This is a genomic window from Maribellus sp. CM-23 (assembly GCF_021354595.1).
Classification (GTDB): domain Bacteria; phylum Bacteroidota; class Bacteroidia; order Bacteroidales; family Prolixibacteraceae; genus Draconibacterium.
Map to the genome: position 1 here is coordinate 300,222 of NZ_JADWYJ010000002.1, position 21,181 is coordinate 321,402.

The 21,181-nt window shown below is 37.1% G+C and carries 21 protein-coding genes, 2 tRNA genes, 1 other RNA gene and 1 riboswitch; of the genes, 11 read left to right on the plus strand and 13 right to left on the minus strand.

Going from position 1 to position 21,181, the window contains the following annotated elements:
* Positions 1-52 precede the first annotated feature (52 nt).
* The 5 genes from INQ51_RS08460 (at position 53) to INQ51_RS08480 (ending at position 5,464) form a co-directional block, all read left to right on the plus strand.
* Complete coding sequence (locus INQ51_RS08460) at positions 53-1,384, plus strand: site-specific integrase (RefSeq protein WP_233377538.1); 1,332 nt, start codon at positions 53-55, stop codon at positions 1,382-1,384.
* Between the two features lie 153 nt (positions 1,385-1,537).
* Positions 1,538-2,248 carry a hypothetical protein gene (locus INQ51_RS08465; RefSeq protein ID WP_233377539.1) on the plus strand — a complete coding sequence of 237 codons (711 nt, stop codon included), beginning with the start codon at positions 1,538-1,540 and terminating at the stop codon, positions 2,246-2,248.
* Between the two features lie 317 nt (positions 2,249-2,565).
* Entirely contained in the window at positions 2,566-2,865 is a 300-nt protein-coding gene (locus INQ51_RS08470) for a helix-turn-helix domain-containing protein (RefSeq protein WP_233377540.1), read from the plus strand.
* Positions 2,849-4,351 (plus strand): phage/plasmid primase, P4 family, encoded by a 1,503-nt coding sequence (locus INQ51_RS08475; protein WP_233377541.1) that lies wholly within the window; start codon positions 2,849-2,851, stop codon positions 4,349-4,351. Before INQ51_RS08470 ends, INQ51_RS08475 begins: the two co-directional genes overlap by 17 nt.
* A 99-nt stretch (positions 4,352-4,450) precedes the next feature.
* On the plus strand, positions 4,451-5,464 hold the full coding sequence (locus INQ51_RS08480; protein ID WP_233377542.1) for a DUF6371 domain-containing protein: 1,014 nt from the start codon (positions 4,451-4,453) through the stop codon (positions 5,462-5,464).
* A 206-nt stretch (positions 5,465-5,670) separates the two neighbouring features.
* Here the strand turns inward: INQ51_RS08480 and INQ51_RS08485 are convergent, their stop codons facing one another.
* From INQ51_RS08485 to INQ51_RS08530, 10 genes are all read right to left on the minus strand, one after another.
* Positions 5,671-6,033 (minus strand): hypothetical protein, encoded by a 363-nt coding sequence (locus tag INQ51_RS08485; RefSeq protein ID WP_233377543.1) that lies wholly within the window; start codon positions 6,031-6,033, stop codon positions 5,671-5,673.
* 401 nt (positions 6,034-6,434) lie between these two features.
* A complete protein-coding gene (gene qatD, locus INQ51_RS08490; protein ID WP_233377544.1) occupies positions 6,435-7,163 on the minus strand; it encodes a Qat anti-phage system TatD family nuclease QatD in 729 nt (242 codons plus the stop codon).
* A complete protein-coding gene (gene qatC / locus INQ51_RS08495; protein WP_233377545.1) occupies positions 7,156-8,481 on the minus strand; it encodes a Qat anti-phage system QueC-like protein QatC in 1,326 nt (441 codons plus the stop codon). The genes qatD and qatC overlap by 8 nt, the downstream gene beginning before the upstream one ends.
* Positions 8,478-9,329: a Qat anti-phage system associated protein QatB gene (gene qatB / locus INQ51_RS08500; protein WP_233377546.1), complete on the minus strand. Its 852-nt coding sequence runs from the start codon at positions 9,327-9,329 to the stop codon at positions 8,478-8,480. The genes qatC and qatB overlap by 4 nt, the downstream gene beginning before the upstream one ends.
* Before the next feature lie 2 nt (positions 9,330-9,331).
* Positions 9,332-11,146, minus strand: a complete 1,815-nt coding sequence (locus tag INQ51_RS08505; protein WP_233377547.1) for a P-loop NTPase fold protein — start codon at positions 11,144-11,146, stop codon at positions 9,332-9,334.
* Positions 11,147-11,165: 19 nt separating this feature from the next.
* Complete coding sequence (locus tag INQ51_RS08510; protein WP_233377548.1) at positions 11,166-11,372, minus strand: hypothetical protein; 207 nt, start codon at positions 11,370-11,372, stop codon at positions 11,166-11,168.
* Positions 11,373-11,673: 301 nt separating this feature from the next.
* On the minus strand, positions 11,674-12,921 hold the full coding sequence (locus INQ51_RS08515) for a PIN domain-containing protein (RefSeq protein WP_233377549.1): 1,248 nt from the start codon (positions 12,919-12,921) through the stop codon (positions 11,674-11,676).
* Positions 12,922-13,086: 165 nt separating this feature from the next.
* Positions 13,087-13,860, minus strand: coding sequence for a hypothetical protein (locus INQ51_RS08520; RefSeq protein WP_233377550.1), 774 nt, complete (start codon positions 13,858-13,860; stop codon positions 13,087-13,089).
* A 187-nt stretch (positions 13,861-14,047) separates the two neighbouring features.
* Positions 14,048-14,473 (minus strand): hypothetical protein, encoded by a 426-nt coding sequence (locus tag INQ51_RS08525; RefSeq protein WP_233377551.1) that lies wholly within the window; start codon positions 14,471-14,473, stop codon positions 14,048-14,050.
* Between the two features lie 429 nt (positions 14,474-14,902).
* On the minus strand, positions 14,903-15,124 hold the full coding sequence (locus INQ51_RS08530; protein ID WP_233377552.1) for a helix-turn-helix domain-containing protein: 222 nt from the start codon (positions 15,122-15,124) through the stop codon (positions 14,903-14,905).
* A gap of 104 nt (positions 15,125-15,228) precedes the next feature.
* Here INQ51_RS08530 and INQ51_RS08535 point away from each other — a divergent pair, with 104 nt between their 5' ends.
* Together INQ51_RS08535 and INQ51_RS08540 are read left to right on the plus strand one after the other, a co-directional pair.
* Complete coding sequence (locus INQ51_RS08535) at positions 15,229-15,591, plus strand: hypothetical protein (protein WP_233377553.1); 363 nt, start codon at positions 15,229-15,231, stop codon at positions 15,589-15,591.
* 92 nt (positions 15,592-15,683) lie between these two features.
* A riboswitch (SAM-I-IV-variant riboswitch) is annotated at positions 15,684-15,779 on the plus strand.
* A gap of 51 nt (positions 15,780-15,830) precedes the next feature.
* Positions 15,831-16,829 (plus strand): hypothetical protein, encoded by a 999-nt coding sequence (locus tag INQ51_RS08540; protein ID WP_233377554.1) that lies wholly within the window; start codon positions 15,831-15,833, stop codon positions 16,827-16,829.
* A 191-nt stretch (positions 16,830-17,020) separates the two neighbouring features.
* Here the strand turns inward: INQ51_RS08540 and INQ51_RS08545 are convergent.
* The 3 genes from INQ51_RS08545 to ffs form a co-directional block, all read right to left on the minus strand.
* A tRNA-Tyr gene (locus INQ51_RS08545) sits at positions 17,021-17,102 on the minus strand.
* Positions 17,103-17,117: 15 nt separating this feature from the next.
* A tRNA-Thr gene (locus INQ51_RS08550) sits at positions 17,118-17,191 on the minus strand.
* Positions 17,192-17,328: 137 nt separating this feature from the next.
* An RNA gene (gene ffs / locus INQ51_RS08555) (signal recognition particle sRNA small type) lies at positions 17,329-17,427 on the minus strand.
* A gap of 380 nt (positions 17,428-17,807) precedes the next feature.
* Here ffs and INQ51_RS08560 point away from each other — a divergent pair.
* From INQ51_RS08560 to INQ51_RS08575, 4 genes are all read left to right on the plus strand, one after another.
* A complete protein-coding gene (locus INQ51_RS08560) occupies positions 17,808-18,338 on the plus strand; it encodes a DUF4199 domain-containing protein (RefSeq protein ID WP_233377555.1) in 531 nt (176 codons plus the stop codon).
* An 18-nt stretch (positions 18,339-18,356) separates the two neighbouring features.
* Positions 18,357-19,313 carry a glycosyltransferase family 2 protein gene (locus INQ51_RS08565; RefSeq protein WP_233377556.1) on the plus strand — a complete coding sequence of 319 codons (957 nt, stop codon included), beginning with the start codon at positions 18,357-18,359 and terminating at the stop codon, positions 19,311-19,313.
* A 14-nt stretch (positions 19,314-19,327) separates the two neighbouring features.
* Positions 19,328-20,161, plus strand: a complete 834-nt coding sequence (locus INQ51_RS08570; RefSeq protein ID WP_233377557.1) for a hypothetical protein — start codon at positions 19,328-19,330, stop codon at positions 20,159-20,161.
* 388 nt (positions 20,162-20,549) lie between these two features.
* Positions 20,550-21,131 (plus strand): Crp/Fnr family transcriptional regulator, encoded by a 582-nt coding sequence (locus INQ51_RS08575; RefSeq protein ID WP_233377558.1) that lies wholly within the window; start codon positions 20,550-20,552, stop codon positions 21,129-21,131.
* Positions 21,132-21,181: the final 50 nt, after the last annotated feature.

Below are 21,181 nucleotides of genomic sequence, written 5' to 3' on the forward strand. Positions count from 1 at the left end.
TCAGAGATTGGTTGTGCAAATGTTGTGCAAGCCTGACGAAATCACCATTTTTATGGCAACTGTAAAAGCATTTATTCGGGTTTCAAAAACCAAATCGCAATCAGCAAATGTGAGGTTCAGACTGTCAGCAGGACGGAATGAACAGTATTTTTACACGAGTGAACAACTTATCGATCCCAACGTTTGGGACTCAAAATCGGAAGGCATCAATCCCAAAGTCGCCTACGACAAGACCAAACGTAATGCATTCAATAAGTTCATTGGCAATAGAAGACAGCTGATCCTCGAAATTTACATTGAATCAACCGAGGCAGACAGAAAAGAAAAGAACTGGCTTGACAACAAGATACAAACGATCCTCCACCCAGAACGAACAGAGACAGAGCGTGTGGTAAAAACGGAGAGCGTATTTTTTTCTCTCTATGACCAGTTCTTAGCCGAAAGGAATAGTACTGACCGGATAAAACAGCACTACACGGCTGTCAAGCGAATGATGCAGCGTTTCGAATTATTTAGCCAGATTGACAACCCCAATTTCCAGTTAAAGTTGGATGAGGTGGATGCAAGCTTACTCCGAGCATTCGACACCTACCTTATCGATGAACCGAAGCTTTTCAAGAAGCACAAGCAGATATTTGAGGCTGTCCCTGACAGTCGTCCACCAAAACAGCGTGGACAGAACAGGCGGAATAAAATCTTCCGATACATACGTACTTTCTACAAGTGGGCAAACGACAACGATATTACCTCCAACAATCCGTTCTCCCGATTCAAAATTAAGGAGGATGTAGTAGGCTCTCCTATTTATATAAACATTACGGAGAGAAACAACTTACTCCACTTTGATCTCAGTTCAAATGAACGATTGGCTATCCAGAGGGATATTTTCGTATTCCAGTGTCTCATCGGATGTAGGGTTGGTGATCTCGTAAACCTGACGAAGGATAACCTGATTAATGGAGCAATCGAATACATTCCCAGAAAAACAAAGGAAGGAAGACCGATTACAGTTCGTGTCCCACTCAATGAAACTGCCAAGGAAATCCTTGCCAGATATGCTGACACCTACTCGCAGAAGCTTCTACCCTTCATTGCGGAGCAGAACTACAACTACGCCATCAAGGACATTTTTGAATTGGCAGGGTTAACTCGTAAAGTAACCGTGATTAATACAATCACTGGAGAGGAGGAGAAAAAACCGCTGAATGAGGTTGCCAGTTCGCATCTAGCCCGAAGAACCTTTGCGGGAAACCTGTACAAAAAAGTGAAAGACCCCAATCTGGTTGGATCGCTTACAGGACACAAGGAAGGTAGTAAGGCATTTTCCCGATACAGGGAGATTGATGAGGAAATCAAATGCGACCTCGTTAAGCTACTGGAATAGTAATGATCAGGGTTCGGTTACATACACCATGCAAGCACGTCCAGATATCTCTCTCGAGTTGTTGACATTTACGTGGTATTTGTGGAGAATAATCCCTTGGCATCGAAATGGAACACCTACATTACCGACTATCTTTAAGGGAAAAAAGTTGGAATGAAGATTAAAGATTACTTTGAAACGATGAAAGGGGATTTTTTTCAGAGCCTTATGGTGGATAATTTTGAATCACAGCCTGTTGCTGAGGAACTTTACAATTTCATGCTGAATTGGACAACGGAGTTGGATGCTGTTCGTCACTCAAGATCGCAGACAAAGAAGATTTTTGACAATATTGATGCCGTTGATCTCAAGTTAATCTTATATGCGGAACACTGGCTAATGAAGGCTGTCCAGAATGAACCGACTGCCGTTTACGCTTATAATTTCATGGCTCAGAGAATAAACAGAAAAGCATATGAAGTGATCATGCAATATCCAATAGCGAATGTGGACGAGAAAGAATTACTCAAACGGCTAAAAAAAGAGGAAGAATATTCACCACACTTCAGATGTGCCCCAGACTTGATGCGTAATATTTTCGAAATCTCAAGTAAAGAGACTAGGGATTATGGTAAGATCATGGACTGCAGTGATGAAGATTTCTTTCGGGCAATTGAAACTGCCGATTTTTCCCATCTGAATGTAAAGGTGAAAATTAAGGTGCAACATTTGATCTACTCCCTTTCTTCGAAAATGGGGGAAAAATGGTACGGACAAGTTGTTGCATCATTGGGATGGGAAAAGAGGTACTGTAGTGGTCTAAGGGGAAAGTTGGAGTTCGACAAATGGGCAGAAGAACTTGACTTATTATTGCCACCGAAGTAATACCGTAAAAATAGTTTGCACGCACATGCTCAATCCGCTAAATATTAGTTATTTAGCGGATTTTTAATTTGTAGAAAAAGTGAAAATACCGAATACACACCGTAATCACTTGCCACTATTTTGCAGGAGTCAAATAACCCGTAGTCTGCAGCATCGGGGGAAGGACGAAAACAATTTTTTTTAATATGATTTTTTTTAAAACACTAAAACGAACATCTTCGGTTGACAATTACGACCTATGTCTTGTTACCAAGCCAGACGGAACACAAGTCCATTCTGTTGGGTGGAGCAGTATTACGCCCCAACTCATTAGACTCATGATCAAGACATTAAAAGAGGATCACAATATTATTAAGGATCCTGACGAATCAAAGACACTGCCGACGGAATTTCTCAGCCTGTCAGAATTGATTCGATATATACATCGACTGTTGCCACCGAGCAAAATCCTTAGGATGGTTGCTGAAGGTGAGATACCTTTCCATGAGCAAGACGGGCAGTATGTATTTAAGCAATCAGAAATTGACGGATGGTTGGAGTTGAATCAATCAGACTCGCCAACCAAGTCATCATTTATTAACCCCTTAAATTTTTCTAACAATGAAAGAAAATTTTGAAACAAAACCTGTCGCACCGTCAAGAAAAATAACGGTAGCAGACATTCAGAATGAATCACTAAAGTTTAATCCTAAAAATCAAGAAGTTATGAACACACATATAAAAGAGAATGATCCCTTGGAGTCAATTCAACAGGAGGTAAAGCCAATCGATTTTCGAAAGGAAGCTGAAATTGGAGAGAAAGGTAAGATTATGAAGAAGCACTACATCGTTTTGGTAGTAGAAGCAATAATCCGTATCGCAGGACATCTGAAACTTGGAATATGTACATTTCAAGACAATATCTACGCATATAACAATATGTTCTGGGAGCGTGTGGAAGACGAACGTTTTATGTCTTTTCTAGGAAAGTGCGCCCAAAGGATGGGGGTGTCGTATGTTGATTCCACTTACTACGAAAATCTCGACAGTTTCTTCAAACAGTTTCGTGCCACTGGTTATTTCAAATCCGTCATACGAAAGCAAAAGGGTGTTTTGATAAATCTGTTGAACGGTACATTTGAAATTGGCGATAAAGTTCAAAAACTTCGAGAATTTCGGGCAGAGGATTTTCTGACATACCAATTACCGTTTGAGTACTCCCCAGATGCTAAATGCCCTCAGTTTGAGAAGTACTTAAACAGGGTTCTACCCGATATCGCTTCTCAGTATGTTGTGGCTGAGTTTATTGGGTCAGCATTCATCAATGGCTCAACGCTGAAACTGGAGAAAGCATTAATGCCTTACGGAAGTGGAGCGAATGGGAAGTCAGTCCTCTTTGAAATTGTGAACGCACTGTTTGGGGTAGATAACGTTTCCAACTATGCTCTTGACAACCTGACCGACAACAGTGGGTATACAAGAGCGATGTTTTCGGACAAGCTACTGAATTATTCCAGCGAAGTTCCCAGTAACTTGAATCCTGACAGATTTAAACAAATGGTATCAGGAGAACCAATGGAGGCAAGACACCCTTACGGTAGACCATTCCAGATTTCCCAATACCCGAAGATAATCGTTAACGTAAATGAACTGCCCCGAGTGACCGAACATACGGAAGGCTTTTTCAGAAGGCTATTGATAATTCCGTTTGAAGAGCATATATCTGAGTCAGAGCAAGACAAGGAACTGGCAAATAAAATAATTAGCACAGAACTGTCAGGTGTGTTTAATTGGGTATTAGAAGGCTTACAAAGGCTTCTAGAGAACAAGAACTTCACCTACTGCGAGAAATCAGAAAAAGCACTGATGAAGTATAAACTGGAAGCCGATAATGTCGGAATGTTCCTTGACGAAAATGGTTATAAAGCCGACTCGGTAAACTTCGAGTTTGCTAAAAGATTGTATCCCGATTATAGCGCATTTTGTCAAATAAATGGTTATAAAGCCATGAGTATGGCAAAATTCAGAAGCAGATTGGAAAGCAAAGGAATCCGTTTACAAAGAATAAACAGTGGCGATTACAGGGTGTACATATCGAAAGTAGATAAAAATCTGGCATACTAACAACAATTAAAGGCACTACCCCCTAAAGGCGGATGGAGGAACTGGGGGTAGTGCTAAAAGTGTAAAAAATGAAGTGGTTTTAAAAAACTTTTATTTTTTATGAGCATAGAAGCAGCGAAAGCAATCAGCATAAGATCACTTATCGAGCGAGAAACCGGTATCGGTTTTAGGAAGAACAGACTTCAACATTGCCCCTTCTGTAACAGTGGTAATAATGAACATGGAAATTCTGACAGTGCCTTTAGTATTGATGAGGGTATCGGGAAGAACTACTTTAAGTGTTTCTCTTGTGAATCAGGAGGCTCTACAATTGACTTCATAATGAAATTCAAGGGATTGGATATCGCAGAAAGCATTACTTATCTTGAGCAAAATTACTTGGGGCAGGTAGACGCCTCTCCTCTAATAAAGAGTAAAAAAATACTTCCTCCCGATTACGTCCCATCATCGATGGTTCAAGCATCCATACAATCCCGAGAGAAAAACAATTTCAGGGAATGGATTAGTAATCAGTATGGCAACGAAAAGGGGGAATTTGCACTAAAAGAATATCAGGTAGGCACTTCAAGGTTCTGGGATGGTGCAACAGTGTTTTTTTACATCGATGAGGTACATGGGGTTAGACGAGGTAAGGTTATGTTATATAGTCCAGATACGGGGAAAAGGAACAGACAATTTAATCCTACTTGGGTACACAGCATATTAAAACTGAAGAATAAACCGGATCAATGCCTGTTTGGCTTGCATTTGGCTGAAAAGTATCCCGAGAAAACTATAGCGATCGTAGAATCGGAGAAGACTGCTATTATAATGTCGATCATTTTCCCTGATTATCTATGGATGGCCACAGGAGGGTTGAGTTTCTTAAAAGCAGAAATGTTCGTTCCATTGAAGGAAAGGTTTATACTACTATTCCCAGATGCAGGGACAGATGGAATACTGGGGACACCATACGAACAATGGGAAAGGAAAATGAGTCAAATCAAACAGATAGCCCCCAATGTCTACTTATCTGACTTGCTAGAAAGAAAATCAACCGAATCACAGCGAGAAAAGGGATGGGATATCGCCGACTACTTTACGATCTTGAATTCAGAATTTGCATTAGCCTGAATAACACTAGTATAACAATAAACGTAATCATTTTATGTTATTTTTCTTGAAAGAACGTGCTATAATGCATTGATTATATGTTGGTTCTAAATTGTTAAAAACACAAATTGAGACAAGGTTCTGGTGGGTGTCGGAATATAAAAAGGGAGGTGTCATTAATTTACGAAAGGACGAAAAAATAAAAGTTTTTTATTTGGCATACATTTTCAGCACTTTTTACACCAACTATAATCTTCCATATTCTGGATGCCCCGTTCCCTTGTTACCTGAACCCATATTTGCATTGCTGTCGCGTTGTTGTTCGACGAAAGAATCTCGTTTACCACTGGTTCTTCGAAGGGAAGCAGTTCCCGTTTTTCGTCACCATTTATCCACTTTTCGAAAACTTCGTAATGCTTTTCTCGGGTGTTTGTATTGGTTACTTCGTACAGGTACGCAACACTGCTTTGTTGTAATCGGTAATAACGATATCCACTTTTGGCTCCCTGTCCATCGAAACTTGGCGGGAGTGATTTTATAATTGGTTTGCCTCCCCTAACCAAATCCCAGAATAATTGCTCTGTCGACATAGAATAGCTTTAAAGGTTACTCTTTAAAAATGCCATTTTATGCAGAAATTCATGCGGTTGTTTACCGTATTATCGCGGGAACTTGCAGCTTTGTAATTTTTTCGTGGTTGTGGGGAAATGGATGAAGGCTATCGGAAATGACGGTCAAGAAAGGAGCAGAGGGAACGCACACCACTGCACCAGCAATGCAATTTTCAAAATGTTAGCTGCTGGTGTTTATTTATTATCAATTGTTTATCGGTCTTTTACATTCACAAATCCGCTCAATCGAAGCACTGCTGTTCCTGAAAAAATTAGTTTTTAGCGGCGGCAAAAAAGCGATAGCAGACAGACAAGCTCTTTTGCATTTTTTGGTCAAGCATTGGCTCTGCGAATTGCAAATGTGCTTGGCTGTGTGTGATTCACTCTAATAGTCCCTTAAAATTAGCCCAAAGTATTGAAGCCATTTTATTATAGTCAATCTCTAAAAATTTAGAAAGTTCATAAACAATATGTTTTATGTCTAATGGAGTAAATGGCTTCCCGTTATATTGTATAAATGGGGCATCAGTTTCTAGCAGCATCCTTTCTAAAGGTATTTGTTTAATTAAACTTTTACCAGAATCAGAATTTATCATTGAATAATTTATCGAGAAATAATATCCATTTTCCAATGCTTGTTTTAATGTCTTTATACTTCCTGAATACCAATGTAGAATTACTTTATTTCTAAATGATGAGCCAATAATTGAAACGACATCGTTTGCACTTTGTCGAGAATGTATGGTTAATATCTTATTATTATGCTCATTACAACGTTCTATTAATTCTGTAAAAAAGGAAAGTTGGAGTTCCTTTGATTCTTTCCCTATTTTGAAATCCAACCCAATTTCCCCAATGTATCTTGCCTCGTTAAGCATATCCCACATTTGAGGAATATGATGCTTATATTGAGCTAATAATTCAGGATGAAAACCTAATGCAGGTCTGATATATTTACTTGACAATGTATCATTTAGTTTTTTAAAAAGTACCGGTAAGTTAGTAACTGCAATAGTATAAATCTGATTCTTTTCTATTGCATTAATTATTTCATCAGTAGATTTAAATAAATCTAAGTGAAAGTGTGTATCATATAAATGATTAGCCATTATACTTATCCAATAATTTCATCAATTCATTCATTCCTCTTTTATAAAGTTCTTCAAATTCATTAAATTTATTTTGTATTGGACCTGAAGCTTGGATTTTAAATGAAACATTAGTCATATTGTTTTTATAGTCCAATATTCCAATTTTATATGATTGTAGTTCCTTGGGAGCTTGATTTCCTTTGTCGAAATTTGGTATCCTATAATACGAATTATCATTTTCAAAGGCAAATTCAATAGCTGCTCTGCGAATAACGCAAGGCAAACAATATCCACAATGGGAGGGCGTTTCTTTTCTTAGTTTCCAATCATTATCGGGGTGAGAACAAGACATTGTATTGGCAAGAGTCCCTTTTAGAAAGTTTGGGTTTTTACAATTCTTTATCATCTCGCCTTTTGTGAAAAATTGAAAAGGGTTTTTGAGTGTTACTGCAATTCCTAAATTATTCATAAGATTTTGTAACATTGACATATAATAGGGGTGTGTTGTTCTTGTGCTATTACTACCAAGTCTTGTATTTGTCAAAGGAATATTTAATGAAATTAACCCATTTTCAGGAATATATAAATCAATCGGTTTGTCTGTTGCGGATGCAAGGAGTATTGCGTGTGCAAAAAACATAAGAGAACGAGTTCTGGTTGAATCTTCAAGGGATATCTTGTTTTCAATTTCCTCTTTAGTTTTAATTGGGACAGCATTGAATGTAAAAAATAACTCTTTGGGAAGAGAATACTCTTTTATCAAATTTGAAATAACTAAGTCTTGATAAGGTTTTACCCCTTTCCCCCCACCATAATGACTTATAAATGCAATATTTTTAGATTCTTGTAGTAAATCTATTGCACCAATATATGAATCAAGACCACCAGATAGCATACAAAAGAAATCAGGTATGAAATTTTTCTTTGATTTTTCCATACCTGCTGAAAATTTCATCTCTGTTTCATTTTCTTCTCTCTCTCTAAATTCAAATTTCCAAATGTCGCCACTTAGAAAAGAAACCATTTCTTCTAAACGAGTTTTATTTTCTTGCCATTTATTAAGTTCTAAAACAGGAATATGTAATGTTATTTCTCTTGTCCAAGCATCGGCAGATTTGCTCCTAATAATTTTCCTGTCAGCAAAAAAAACTATTAATGAAATATAGAAAAGGTCTAATGCCTCTTTTTTGAAAAAAGTTGGGAATTGATATAACCTTCTAGCTTTGTTGAAAAAAGATAAGTGATAATAGTCTTTATTAGTTAAATCAATTTCAATATTCTGTTCTGAAATGGAAAATTTATCGTCTGTATTAAGTTTGCAAACTATATGGTTCATAGCATATCCTCCATAACTTTATAGCATTGTTGATATAGACTCTCTACATCACGACTTGCATTCTCATTTATAATTATTTGTGTAAAATCTTTCTGTTGAAGTGTTGTATCCACCTTTGAGTGGATGTATTCTTGCAATTCTTTTTCTTTGTTTATAGCTTCAAAAGGAGAAGATGAGTTTTCTTCGATACGACTTCCTAAATCATTAATAATACGTTCATAGATATATGATTCGATTTGTATTGGTATCATCTCATTCAAGAGATTGCTGTCGATTTTTTCTAAAGTGGAAATATCTTTATTTTCATCTTCTATTTTTTCATAAAGGGTTTCCATTGTCCTTATTAATGCTTTACGAGCGACAGAATCCTCTTTTGTTATAGGTATTGGAGCAATTTTATTAATAACATCAGTAAGAATATCTTTTGCAGACCTTCCTTCGTAATCAATTTTATATGAGGAAAGTGTTTCTCTAATTCCTTGACTAGAAGTGTTATTTAAGAATTGTCCAAAACTAACTGTTGAGCGAACTCCGCTGGATGCAGATTTTGCAGCATTTCTTGCTCCACCATATGCTTTAACATAGCTTGAAACAGCGTTTTTATAATTAGACGAAGAACCAGATGCATATTTGGACATATTTGTCTTAGCAGCTGTCCATTCTGAATCTACATTGTTTGAGCTTTGCTGGTTGTTAGCAGTTTCATTGTTGTTTAAATCATCTTGTCCATTTGAGTTATCTTCTCCTGTTTCTTGAGGAGCTTCATTATCTGGGGTTGATGAATCATTAAAATCGTCAGGTAATAAAGGATTTCTTGATGGACCCGTATATCGAGTAGAGGTTCCCATAATTAGTTATTTAGTTCATTAATAATTGCACTATTTAGTTTTGGATTTTCCTTTTGCCATTTTCTAAAAAGTTCAGTTATGTCTTTGCTTTTGTTTGCTATATTACCAAACTGTTTTATTCTTGGTACAAATGATGCTCTAATATTATTACTCGGAATAGCATTTAAGCAGACTATAGTTTCAGTAAATAATTCTGTTCTGGAACTGCCCCATGAAATAAAAGATTTAAATATTTCTGGTGTAATATCTGATGCTGTTTCTATTTCGTTAATAATCACTTTTAGTATCTGTAAAGCTTCAAAATCACTAATAGAACTTGTCTTTTTTAGAGCTTCTGTCCTTGCTGAATCACTACCTGCTAATAATCCATTTAATATATTTTCAGCTTCAATGCTTAGCTGTTGATTTTCTGATGTGTTTCTAAGTTGTAAACTTTCTCTTGTAAAATAGAAATAGGATTGTAAATTAACATTACTAAGTTTGGGCACTATTTTAATCCAATTTTTAAACCAATCATCTTCTTGCCATAGTTTTAATCTCTTTACATTATCCCAATCATCTGCTTCTATTAAGTTTATTTCTTGAGGTAATCCGTTTTCTAAAGATTGCATTTCCCCAAGTTCTTTGAAAACATTATCTTTAAAATATTCAAGAAGCATTAATTTTGATAGAACTTTCTTATCTAAATCAATCCCTTTTAATTTTGCCATTGTAATACGCATTGATAAAGAATTTAAAAAGCGTTTACAATGTCTAGGGTTACCATTTAATCCTTTAGAAAGAACTGCTGATATTTGATTTGATAATGCAATGACATCCTTTATATTGTCCTCAATATCTGGAAATTTTCCTTCAATTAAGTTAAATGACATTCTAAAATTCAAGAAATCTTTTTTCTTTTCTTCTTTAATAAAATCTAAAACCTTTTCGTAATTCTCTTTTAGTTCAGATTTCAATAATAAGCACATAATATAGAATTGAACTTCTTGTACTCCTAATTGTGGTATTTTAACGGGGTATTGAATTATTTTTTCTAGGTATTCTTTCCCAATATCGATTTTGTTGCCTTTAACTTCAGGGAATTTTTTTCTGACGGCATACATTACTTGACGTTCATCTGCACCAATGATAAAAGAAGTTCCTTCTGCAAAAAGAAATAGTCTGATAGCTTCTAGTGTTTCTAATATAGTGTCTGGATTACATCTATCTAATTCATCAATAAATACAACTAATCTTTTAATTTTTGTTTTATTCAACAATTCTGCAAAATCATTTTGAAAGGACTTTAAATTATTTCTAATTTCACTACTGCTAAATGCTTCACCTAACGCTCCTTTTATGTCTTCTTCTGAAACTTCAGATGCTTTTTCTTTTGCTTTTCCAACAATAGATTGTAATGTTATATCTGCTATTGTTCCTATTCCTCCTGTTATTAAGAAATCCAAACCATATTTTACACCTTTACTTGCTAATTTAAAAAAGTCTATGTTTTTATATAGTCTTGTAATTACTTCTTTCGCCTTTGCAGAAAGCTTCTTCTTTTGATTTATTTCATCTAAAATTGTTCCAATTAAAGCTGTCTTTGCATCTTCATATCCTTCAAATAACCAGCCATTAAACTTTAAACACAAATAATCTACATCTTGTGATAATTCGTTTAAAGTCATTTCAATTAGACTTGACTTACCACTGCCCCAATCTCCATAAACGCCGATACTCGAAGGAGATAACTCGTCATTTGTAATTATGTCTTTTGTGATTCCTATTAGATAATCAAAATCCAATAAGTCTATATTTGTTTCGCTATCTCTCCACATAGTTTTATTTTATAATCGGTTATTTTTTGATTAATTGTGCGTTCTGAAAGAATTGCCCTCTTTTGCAAATTTTGGTTTGTGGGGAAGTCAGTGCGATTTGCAAATGTGTGCAATGCGCGAGGGCTTCACCAACTGTCCCGAAGGGCAGAAGTGGGTAGGCAAAAACTAATTTTTTCTTGTACCAACCTTCAATCAAAGAGCTAATATTTTCTATCTGTTTTTTCAATTTTTTTAATCCTGTTTTAGTATTGCAGTTTTGTTTTTTTACACTTGCAGGTAACGGCAGTCTGTCTAAAAAGTAAAATTAAGCCGTTGAGATTTCAATATTTCATTCTTTTCAAAGTCAGCTATCCGAATAATACCCTCATGCAAAAAGGTTTTTAGACAGTCTGACGGTAAATTGTATGAGTAGTGGCAGATTGCGTGGTAGTTTCCTGTCAAACCGCTACGTAGTTTGAGCGGGATGCAAACCTTGATATTTGCCACATTGCCTGCCATTACTTATACTAAATGTTATGCCCTGCTTTTTATTCTTCGTTACTTATTCTTTCATATTCTGCGCACTCCTCACAAAGACCATTCTCGTCAACCTCTTCAAATTCATCTCCGCATTTAGTACATCTAAATTCCTTAATTAATTCATATTCTATGCTGTGAACCATTCCTTTTCTATCAATATCTGCATTAATTCTAAATTTAGTCCCGCAACCACCAATACATTCAATAATTGTATTGTAATCTTCTATATGATTAATTTCGCCACAAAGACACTCTATAAACTCAGCTCCACAGTGTTCACATTCTGCCGTTCTAATACTTGACATAGGTGATGCCATTTCTTCACTAATTATCAGATTGTGTTCTATTTCTGGGAACTCAAAAGAATATTGGTTCTTGTCTACAAATTTTTTATTCGGATTATAAACTTCAAAATAGTCTGAGAAATTTACAGAAGGATAGTAATCACAATCACAAATATCACAATACACTCTATCATCCACGTGTTCAATGATATTTTCTTCTTCCTCAGTTAAGAACTCTACTTCTAATGAATTAATTAACTTTCCGAGTGTGTAAAAAAACTTAGTATTTGTCTTTTTCAGAAAAGGCTCTAGGTCTTTATGAATTTTTTCTTTATCCTCACTAGAGGAAAAATCTCCACTATTGCTTGACACGAAAAACGAATCAGGGAAGAAATAATTTCCGTCGTTTCCTAATGAGAAATCTGGGAATTTATGGTTTTCATACAAATACTCAATTGAACTAAGAAGTATTAAAGCGTCAGCCATACTATTTCTTTTGTCTCCTATAAATGGGGCTTTTTTTTCTAATGCTAGATTGGAGGCATCAATTTTTGTTTTATCAGAAATCTGAATTTTTACGGTTTCATTTTTCAGGAAGAATTCTACATTTTTAATATGATTTTTATGTCGTGCTATTTTTTCTTTATACTTTTCTTCAAGGCTTTTCTTTAAAGCATCAATCTCTTCCGTTTTTTCTCCACCAATAAATTCATTTAGCGATTTTAGATTTCCAGTATGACCTTTAAATTTTTTCTCAATTTCTTTTATTTGATTCTCTGACTGTTCTTTATTCCTTTCCCATTCGCTAAGAACAATATCATTTATCAGAAATACAAGATTTCCCTCTTTCACTCTTTTTCGAATTGTTTCAAATACTTTTAAATGAAGTTCATCATGTTTGTTTGAATAAATATTGAATCCATTTGAAAGGTAAATCCAGTTATTTGTATCTAAGAAGATGAATTTCTGCATTTGTGTCGTTGTTTAAAGTTGGGCATAACGGTCACTTGTAAGTTGTCGTTGCGGATTTCGGAGAGCGTTCCTGTCCGAAGGACACGGAACTGCGAAACGAGAATCCAGCGAACGACACCACACGAACCCCGCAATGCAATTTACAATTTGTTACCAACTGGGCTTTCAATGTTTTATTATTTGAATTATGATGTCTGGATTTGTCTCAAAAGATGATTTAAAAGAATCTTCATCTCTAATCTGTCCTAAGTCGTAAATTATAAATAAGATATTCCTAAATACTGTTTTATAAGCGAGTATGTCATCATTTAGTTGTGCAATTAATCCTTTCTCATCTTTTTTGCATAATTTAATCTCAACTGCTAGGTTTATCTTTTGGAAGCTGAAATCAGGTACATATTGTTTAGATGAATATTCGATATGAGGAAATTCTCTTGAGTATTCAATGTCATTCGCAACTAATAAATCTTCATATTTATCCTGAATATCTTTTTCTTTTTCTGGAATTTCTCTAATTATTTTTCTCAGTTTATTAGCCCCTAGATTAATTATTTTAAATAATTCACTTGTCTCATCAGGTGTGTTTTTACCTTCATACACCTCGGATATTTCAGAATTATCTAAATGGTCTTTTGCTGCTAATAGTAATCCTGAAGCTTGATTCATTTGTTCTCTAAATGCACTTTCATGTCTTTCTTCAATTGCACCTTCAATATCCCAACTTTGAAAAATCATTTGTCCTGTTTGTTGCCAAGAAAAATTTGCCAAGGTTAAATAATATCTTGAGTTTGCACCGAATATTTCTTCTAACAGTCTTAATGCATTTGCTAACCACCTCATATGGTTTTGTGATTTTCTCCCAGATTTTCTAACATCTGGAATCTGGTCGATAAGATTTTGAATTGCATTTATAGCATCCTTTTTATCCCATTTTTTCATTCTTTTTCAAATTTTGCTGTTATCTTTTTAGCCTTGTTGGTAACGGTCACTTGTATGTGGTCGGGCGGGATTTCGAAGAGAAATCCTGTCAGACCCGCAGGAAAGTGGGCGACAGGTCTGACTTGTCAGACCGCTAAGACACCCGCCTGCCATATTACAAATTGTTAGCGATTGGTTTTTATTTATTTTATTCAAATGTTGGTGCATATCTGAATGGTTGACATATCAATGTGTCTTCGTTAAAATATATTCCGATTTTATTGCTCTCAAATTCAAATGGATTAAACACCAATTCAGTTCCTTTAGACACTTTAATTTTAAGATTTGTATCTGCGTTTTTGTTAATAACCAAGACTGTTGCTAATCCTAAAGATTCATCTGTTGTAACTGATGTCTCTTTGAGTGTGACGTTGTGATAATCAATTTCAATTATTTCATTGTTAAAGCCATAAAGGAAAAATAGATACAAGACATTATTATCAAGTTTATTTTCAAGCCATTCTTTTTTATCGTTTTCAATGTAATTATTGAGAACCTTGGTTTGGTATCGTTTTGCATTTTTTGTACATCCAACGAATACTAAAATACCCAATATGATTACTAAACTTCTCATTCGTTAATTTTTAAACTTATCGCTAACTTATTTATAAGTTGCAATGCACTTTACATATTACTATATGTCGTTTTTGTATTTTATTGTTATTCAAACCCTTATTATCAAGGGGCAGGTCGAATGGACTTCTGATATTTGCAAGAGATCTTTTGCTCACGAGGATACAAATGTCTGTTGTCTTAAGCAGTGTATTCCCAGTAAAAGGATCATAACACAATTTAATTTCTGAGAGAAAAGTCCGAGGTTGAATCATTACATCAGCAAGATTTCTCGAAATGTAGTAATATTCATCTATTTAGCAACATATGAATTTCAGAAAAAACTAAAATCTGATTTATAACATAACGTATATGTTGGGTTTCTCGCTGTGGCTTATAGTAAGTAGGAAGTGATAAGTATTTCTATTCTAAACCGAATATTGGACAGTGATTATTGTTCTTTGTCCTCTACTTGCTCGACCAGTTTGGACGGAGAAATACCAAGTGCCTTTCCAAGTTTAAATATGGTGGTAATTGTTGGTTGCCTTAGGCCTCTTTCAAGAAGCGAAATATACGTCCTGTCAAGATCGCACAACTCGGCAAGCTTTTCCTGTGAGAGCTTTTTCTCTTCTCTCAACTCCCGAATAACCTTACCAAATGTACTGATTATCATTTCGCTGACTTTAGTCAGCACAAAAATCCAATAATAACACACCTAAGTCTACGGACTATAGTCTGAATTTAATATATTTGGCAAAACCAATAAATACATCAAACATGAAGATTATTGCTTCTATTTTAGCCTTTGTTTTGGCTTATCCTCTTGCAATGCTGATAACAAGTCCGCTGCTTTTTGTTATCCAATACATCAAAAAAGAATATTCACTAATACCAGAGCCTCCAAAAACTTTCACTGGAATTATCATGGGAGGTATAGAAAGTGTAGCATTGGTATTGATGTCAATCTGGGTCTTCTCATGGTTCGACTTGCGTATCACGCTGCTTTATGTCGTCATTATCACCGTTTTGGTGTTGATCAACAATATTAACCGTTACAACACGAGACCATTCAAAGAATTTGAACTGGGAGTACTGCTTGGTGACTTAGTAGGTATACCATTAATGTATTTCTTTTTATAAATAAAGACGAGTTTCAACGAATAACCAAACTGCATAAAGTACAAAGGATCCCAGCTTGGTTCGATAGGCATTCAAAAATAATATTATCTTTAACCCAACATCAAGAGAACAGTGAATACTGTCACCAACCGAGTGGGCAACACAACGGTGGTTTAGTATGTGGACGGTCGTCAAAATAAAATGCATCCATCCCAAGGTTTTCGAGGTGTTTATAGTTATTCATTAAAAACATTATTGCTATGAACGCATCAGTACAAAAAGAAGGTTTCAACCTTTCATCTCGCCATGATTTTGGCGATCCCAGTGAGTATTTTGACCAGTTTCAACTTCTGACTACTTTTAATCTGAATATCTTTGTTGATACAGTAGTGCAGTCAATTTATTATCTCGAAACAGAAGATGAGTATCTTCAGCTAGTAAGTAAAATCGAAGATTTGGAGTTTAATATTATTGCACAATTTAAACGGTCTTCAGAACCAATAAGTATCCAGTCGAAAACAATCCTGAAAGAATACATAAAAGAATCGAGGCTTTTCTCTGGATTTCCGACAGAAGCTGCTACTGATGGTCTTTTCTCGCAACAAGAGTTTAACTCAATGAAAGCAGAACTGGTTGCAGAGCTTGAACGTAATGAAAAGGAAGCCTTAAAGAATCCTCCTCAACTTACATCCCTATTCGAAAAATACGGATTAAACCCTCATCCTAATGCAAACGGTGTTAATCAGTGGCTTGCTAGCTGTCCCCGATGTTGCAAATTTTACATTTACTTCTCGAATAAAAGCCTCCGTTGGGGATGCCCTTACTGTGGCTTTCATGGCGAAGGAGAAGAAGAGTTTAGGACAGCCATGAAGATGGTGAAAAACCCAACAGATGAAAACAAACTGGAGTATCGGATAAATATCTTATTGGGTGAACTCAGGTCGTTACCTACCGAGCAAGAACGAATCGATCGAATTGCAAAGGATATAAAAACTGAAGAGAATCGTTACAAGGTCGTTTCGGACAAAGATTACAACCTCATCTTCGAATTACTGTATGGCTCTAAGCTGGAAGAGATCGAACCAGAGAAATTTTATTTTGTCGATGAAGAAGAAGATGATAATGATGAAAGTGATGTCTATGTTTATGAAACTAATGTGACCTTGAAGGCTACCAATGGCTTTAAACTCCACTATCATTTAGAGTGGACGGAAGGGCAACCAGAAACAGGAATGACAGAGACTCCCTATGACGAATAAATACAGGTGTGATTGACCAATGAATCCTCAGTTGTTCCTGCAATGGATTTTCGGCTGAGGATTTTTTTATCTACCTTCGGAAACGAGAATAACAAACGAGTTAGAATTTCTCTGTGTTGTGCAAATGTTGTGCAAAAAGACAAAAAAAAACCGTAACTAACTGAATGTCAATTACGGCTTTAACTTACGGGTGGGAAGAGCAGGATTCGAACCTACGAAGGCTGAGCCAACAGATTTACAGTCTGCCCCGTTTGACCGCTTCGGTATCTTCCCAAGTATTTTAATAAGAGCCGAATCTCAGATTCGAACTGAGGACCCCGAGATTACAAATCACGTGCTCTGGCCAACTGAGCTAATTCGGCTTATTATTTTGTCAGTCTTTTTTTAGAACGTTGCTGTCTGAATCAGCGGGTGCAAAGGAAAGTATTTCTTTGTGAACTTCCAAACTTTTTTTCCTCTTTTTTCAGCTTTTTTTCAGAACGTTTTTTCTTTCGAAAAAAGTGGGTAAGCGACCTGTGTCGCACCGCTCAACCGCCTACCCTTGCTGCCTTCCGACCCTGGGGGGATTCAGCAGGAGCTGGTCGCACAGGACTTACCCGGCGCAAAAGTAGAAAATTTTCATTTCCCGCCAAACAAAATTTAGCTTTCACCCTCCACAAGTTTTGTACTTTCTTGCTATCCTACTGAAAACCTGACACTAAAAACAAGCATTTTTTTTACTATTCTCGGAAAATTTTTGAAAAAGCTCCTCTCCTTCGGCTAACAAAGAAGTAATAGCATGTTTGGAACAGTAAAAATTCCGCGGCAGACTAATCTTTTTTCAGAAGATGAAAAGAAAAAACGGAAGAAAGTGAGCCCCGCAAATTACATAATGTAGCGGAAGAGAGCTGACGATAAACCCAAAATTAAGGCCGCCAATTCAGCCGATCATTAAAAATACGTTTATATTTGTTGAACCTAATCAAAAAAACAAAAGACATGGAAGAACAAAAACCTGCATCTTTATTGAAATCGTCACTAACCTCGGGTATTTACATTGGCGTTGCCCTGATTCTGATCTCGGTTATTCTTTACGTAGCTGGTTTAATGTTTGAAACTTGGGCACAATATGTTTCGTGGCCTATTTTATTAGGCGGTGCAGTTTGGGCACAGCTCGCTTACAGAAAGAGTCTGGGTGGTGAAATGACTTACGGACAGGCACTGGGAGTGGGTGTTTTGGCATTGATTTTCGCTTCTGTACTATCGTCGATTTATGCCTATTTGTTGTATGCAGTTATTGATCCTTCGTTACAGGAGCAGCTGCGCATCCTTACCGAACAGCGAATCATTGAACAAGGGAAGGTACCCGAAGAGCAACTGGATATGGTAGTGGGAATGGCCACCAAATTCCAGAAACCGGCCATACTGGCTGCCTTTGGCATATTGGGAGGTGCTTTTGTAGGATTGATCATTAGCTTAATCACAGCAATATTTACTAAAAAGAACCCATCGGACCTGGTTCCTGAATAAGAACATTAACTTTTAGCAATGGATATTTCCGTAGTTGTGCCTCTTTTTAATGAAGAGGAATCGCTTCCAGAATTAGCGGCCTGGATCAAACGAGTAATGGACGAGAACCAGTTCTCGTACGAAATTATGATGATCGATGACGGGAGTCGTGATGACTCGTGGAAAGTGATTCAGAAACTTCAACAAGAAAACCCGCTGATTAAAGGGATTAAATTCAGGCGCAACTACGGGAAATCGGCTGCTTTGTATTGCGGATTTGAGGCCGTTCAGGGTGATGTGGTCATTACCATGGATGCCGACCTGCAGGACAGCCCCGACGAGATTCCGGAGCTTTACCGGATGATACAGAAAGACGGCTACGACTTGGTTTCGGGCTGGAAAAAGAAACGCCACGACCCGGTCCTCACCAAAAATCTTCCGAGTAAACTTTATAACTGGACCGTTCGCCGGATGTCCGGCATTAAGCTTCATGACATGAATTGCGGACTGAAAGCGTACCGCAAAAACGTTATCAAAAGCATTGAGGTTTATGGCGAAATGCACCGCTACATTCCAGTGCTGGCCAAGTGGGCGGGCTACAAAAAAATCGGGGAAAAAGTAGTGGTTCATGCCGAACGAAAATACGGCGTTACCAAATTTGGGCTCGAACGCTTTGTGCGCGGGCCACTCGACCTGCTTTCGGTGATGTTTATCTCGCGCTTTGTAAAACGCCCCATGCACTTTTTTGGCGTACTCGGAGCCATTATTTTTATCATCGGTTTTCTTTCGGCCGGATATCTTGGTGTACAAAAACTTATTTTGCTCAGCCGCGGAATTACCGGACATTTGGTTACCGACAGTCCTTATTTTTACATCGCCCTGACTTCCATGATTATCGGGGCACAGTTTTTTATGGGAGGATTTCTGGGAGAACTGGTATCCAGAAGTTCGAGCGAACGAAACAAATACCAGATTGAAGAGAGGACCTTTGAATAAGGGCAACGGTTTTTATGGAGCAGAAAGATATCCGATTCAGGAAAACGCGCGATCTGGGCGCGATTATTACCGATTCTTTTGAATTTTTAAAACAGGAAATAAAACCCATTTCCAGGATTTTGCTGGTGTATGTTTTGCCATTTGTGGTACTGTATGTAGTCGCGCAAATTTACATGCAACGAAATGTATTGAGTCGTTTCGACCTCAATGACCCGGAAAACCTGATGGCCAACATCGGCCCCTTTTATTCGAACCTCTTTCTTTTTATGTTGTTCGGGCTGTTTATTAATTCGCTGCTGGTGGGCACTTATTATTCCTACCTCGAGGCCTATATAAAACTGGGGAAAGGCAATTTTACGCTTCACGACATCAGCTCCCGTTTTTTTAGCAACAGTTTGCTGGCGCTTGGTGCCGGACTTTTATACACAGCAGCCATTATTCTGGGTATTTTTATGTGCGTATTGCCAGGTATCTACATCGCCAACACCCTCTCACTGATTGCCTTTATCGCTATTTTTGAGAAGAAGGGAATCAGCGATGCCGTGTCAAAATCGTGGCGACTGGTAAACTCGCAATGGTGGAATACACTGGCCTTGAATATTGTTTCCATTCTGATAGTTTACGCTGTAGGTACCATTTTGTCGCTGCCCACCATCCTGTTGGGTTTTTCTACCGGCATATTCGCTCCGGCCGATGTTAATCTCGCCGATTTCCCCGACTGGTATTGGATGTGGACAGGTTTTGCCTCGGTTCTTACGACTCTTTTGAGCGTTATCCCGGTTACTTTCCTGGCCTTTCAGTATTTCAACCTGGAAGAGCGTGAAAACCCGGGTGGTGTGAATCCATAACAAGCAACGGAAAAACCGCTTCCAGGGCAAAAGCTTTCATTTATCAGTCCCTCAAAAGAAGCATCTCAGTCAAACAAAAATGTACCGGACATTTGTTATACGGTAAACCCGTGTCTTCTTGCTTCCAATAAATATAAAAATCCAGCGTTGCCTGCTGTAAACAAACTTTAACCGCGAAGTGTTGAAAGAGTATTAAGAGCTTTCTCAAAAGAAAGCCTCACATGATTTAAGTTGCCACAAACTGAGAATATAATACTTTACAGAGATAGAACAACAAACCGCTAACCAAAGGAACACTCAATTCGAATCGAAACACCGGCAAAAAATCCATTTACCAACCCCGAAAATGAGACAGTCCTTACCCGTTGGCCAAACCAGTGAACATATAATGAAAAATTCTTTATTCGAAAAAGCCTACAGCTATCCGTCCATTTTAAAAGAGGAGTACGAAGAAATTAAGGCCGTTCATGCGAGGGTTAAATTTTCAAAAAACGATGTTGTCATCCGTTCAGGCGAAAGGTGTAACGAATACTACTTGGTGGAAAAAGGACTGTTTCGATCGTTTGTATTTAACTACAGTGGCGATGAAATTACGACCGATTTCTTCATTGATGGCGATGTTTTGATCGATGTGTCTTCCTTGTTTCAGCGTATTCCGGCCATGGAAAATATCCAGGCGCTAAGCGATGGCGTTTTGTGGAAGATTGAATACCCAACATTTCAGGAACTGTTTCATAAAATTGAAGGGTTCAGAGAATGGGGACGAGCCTGGATGGCTAGCCAGCTTATGAGTTCCAAACAACGCTCCATTGGCATGATCACTTTAACGGCCACCGAACGGTATTTGAATCTGTTGCGCGAAAAGCCTCAAATAATCAAACAGGTTCCGTTAAAACACATTGCTACTTATTTAGGCATTACCGACACTTCGTTGAGTAGGATCAGAAAGGAAATTTCAAAAGAAACGTAAAACTTATCCTATGGCAAGATTTTTCTGGTTCTGTTTTTTGAGCTTTGTGT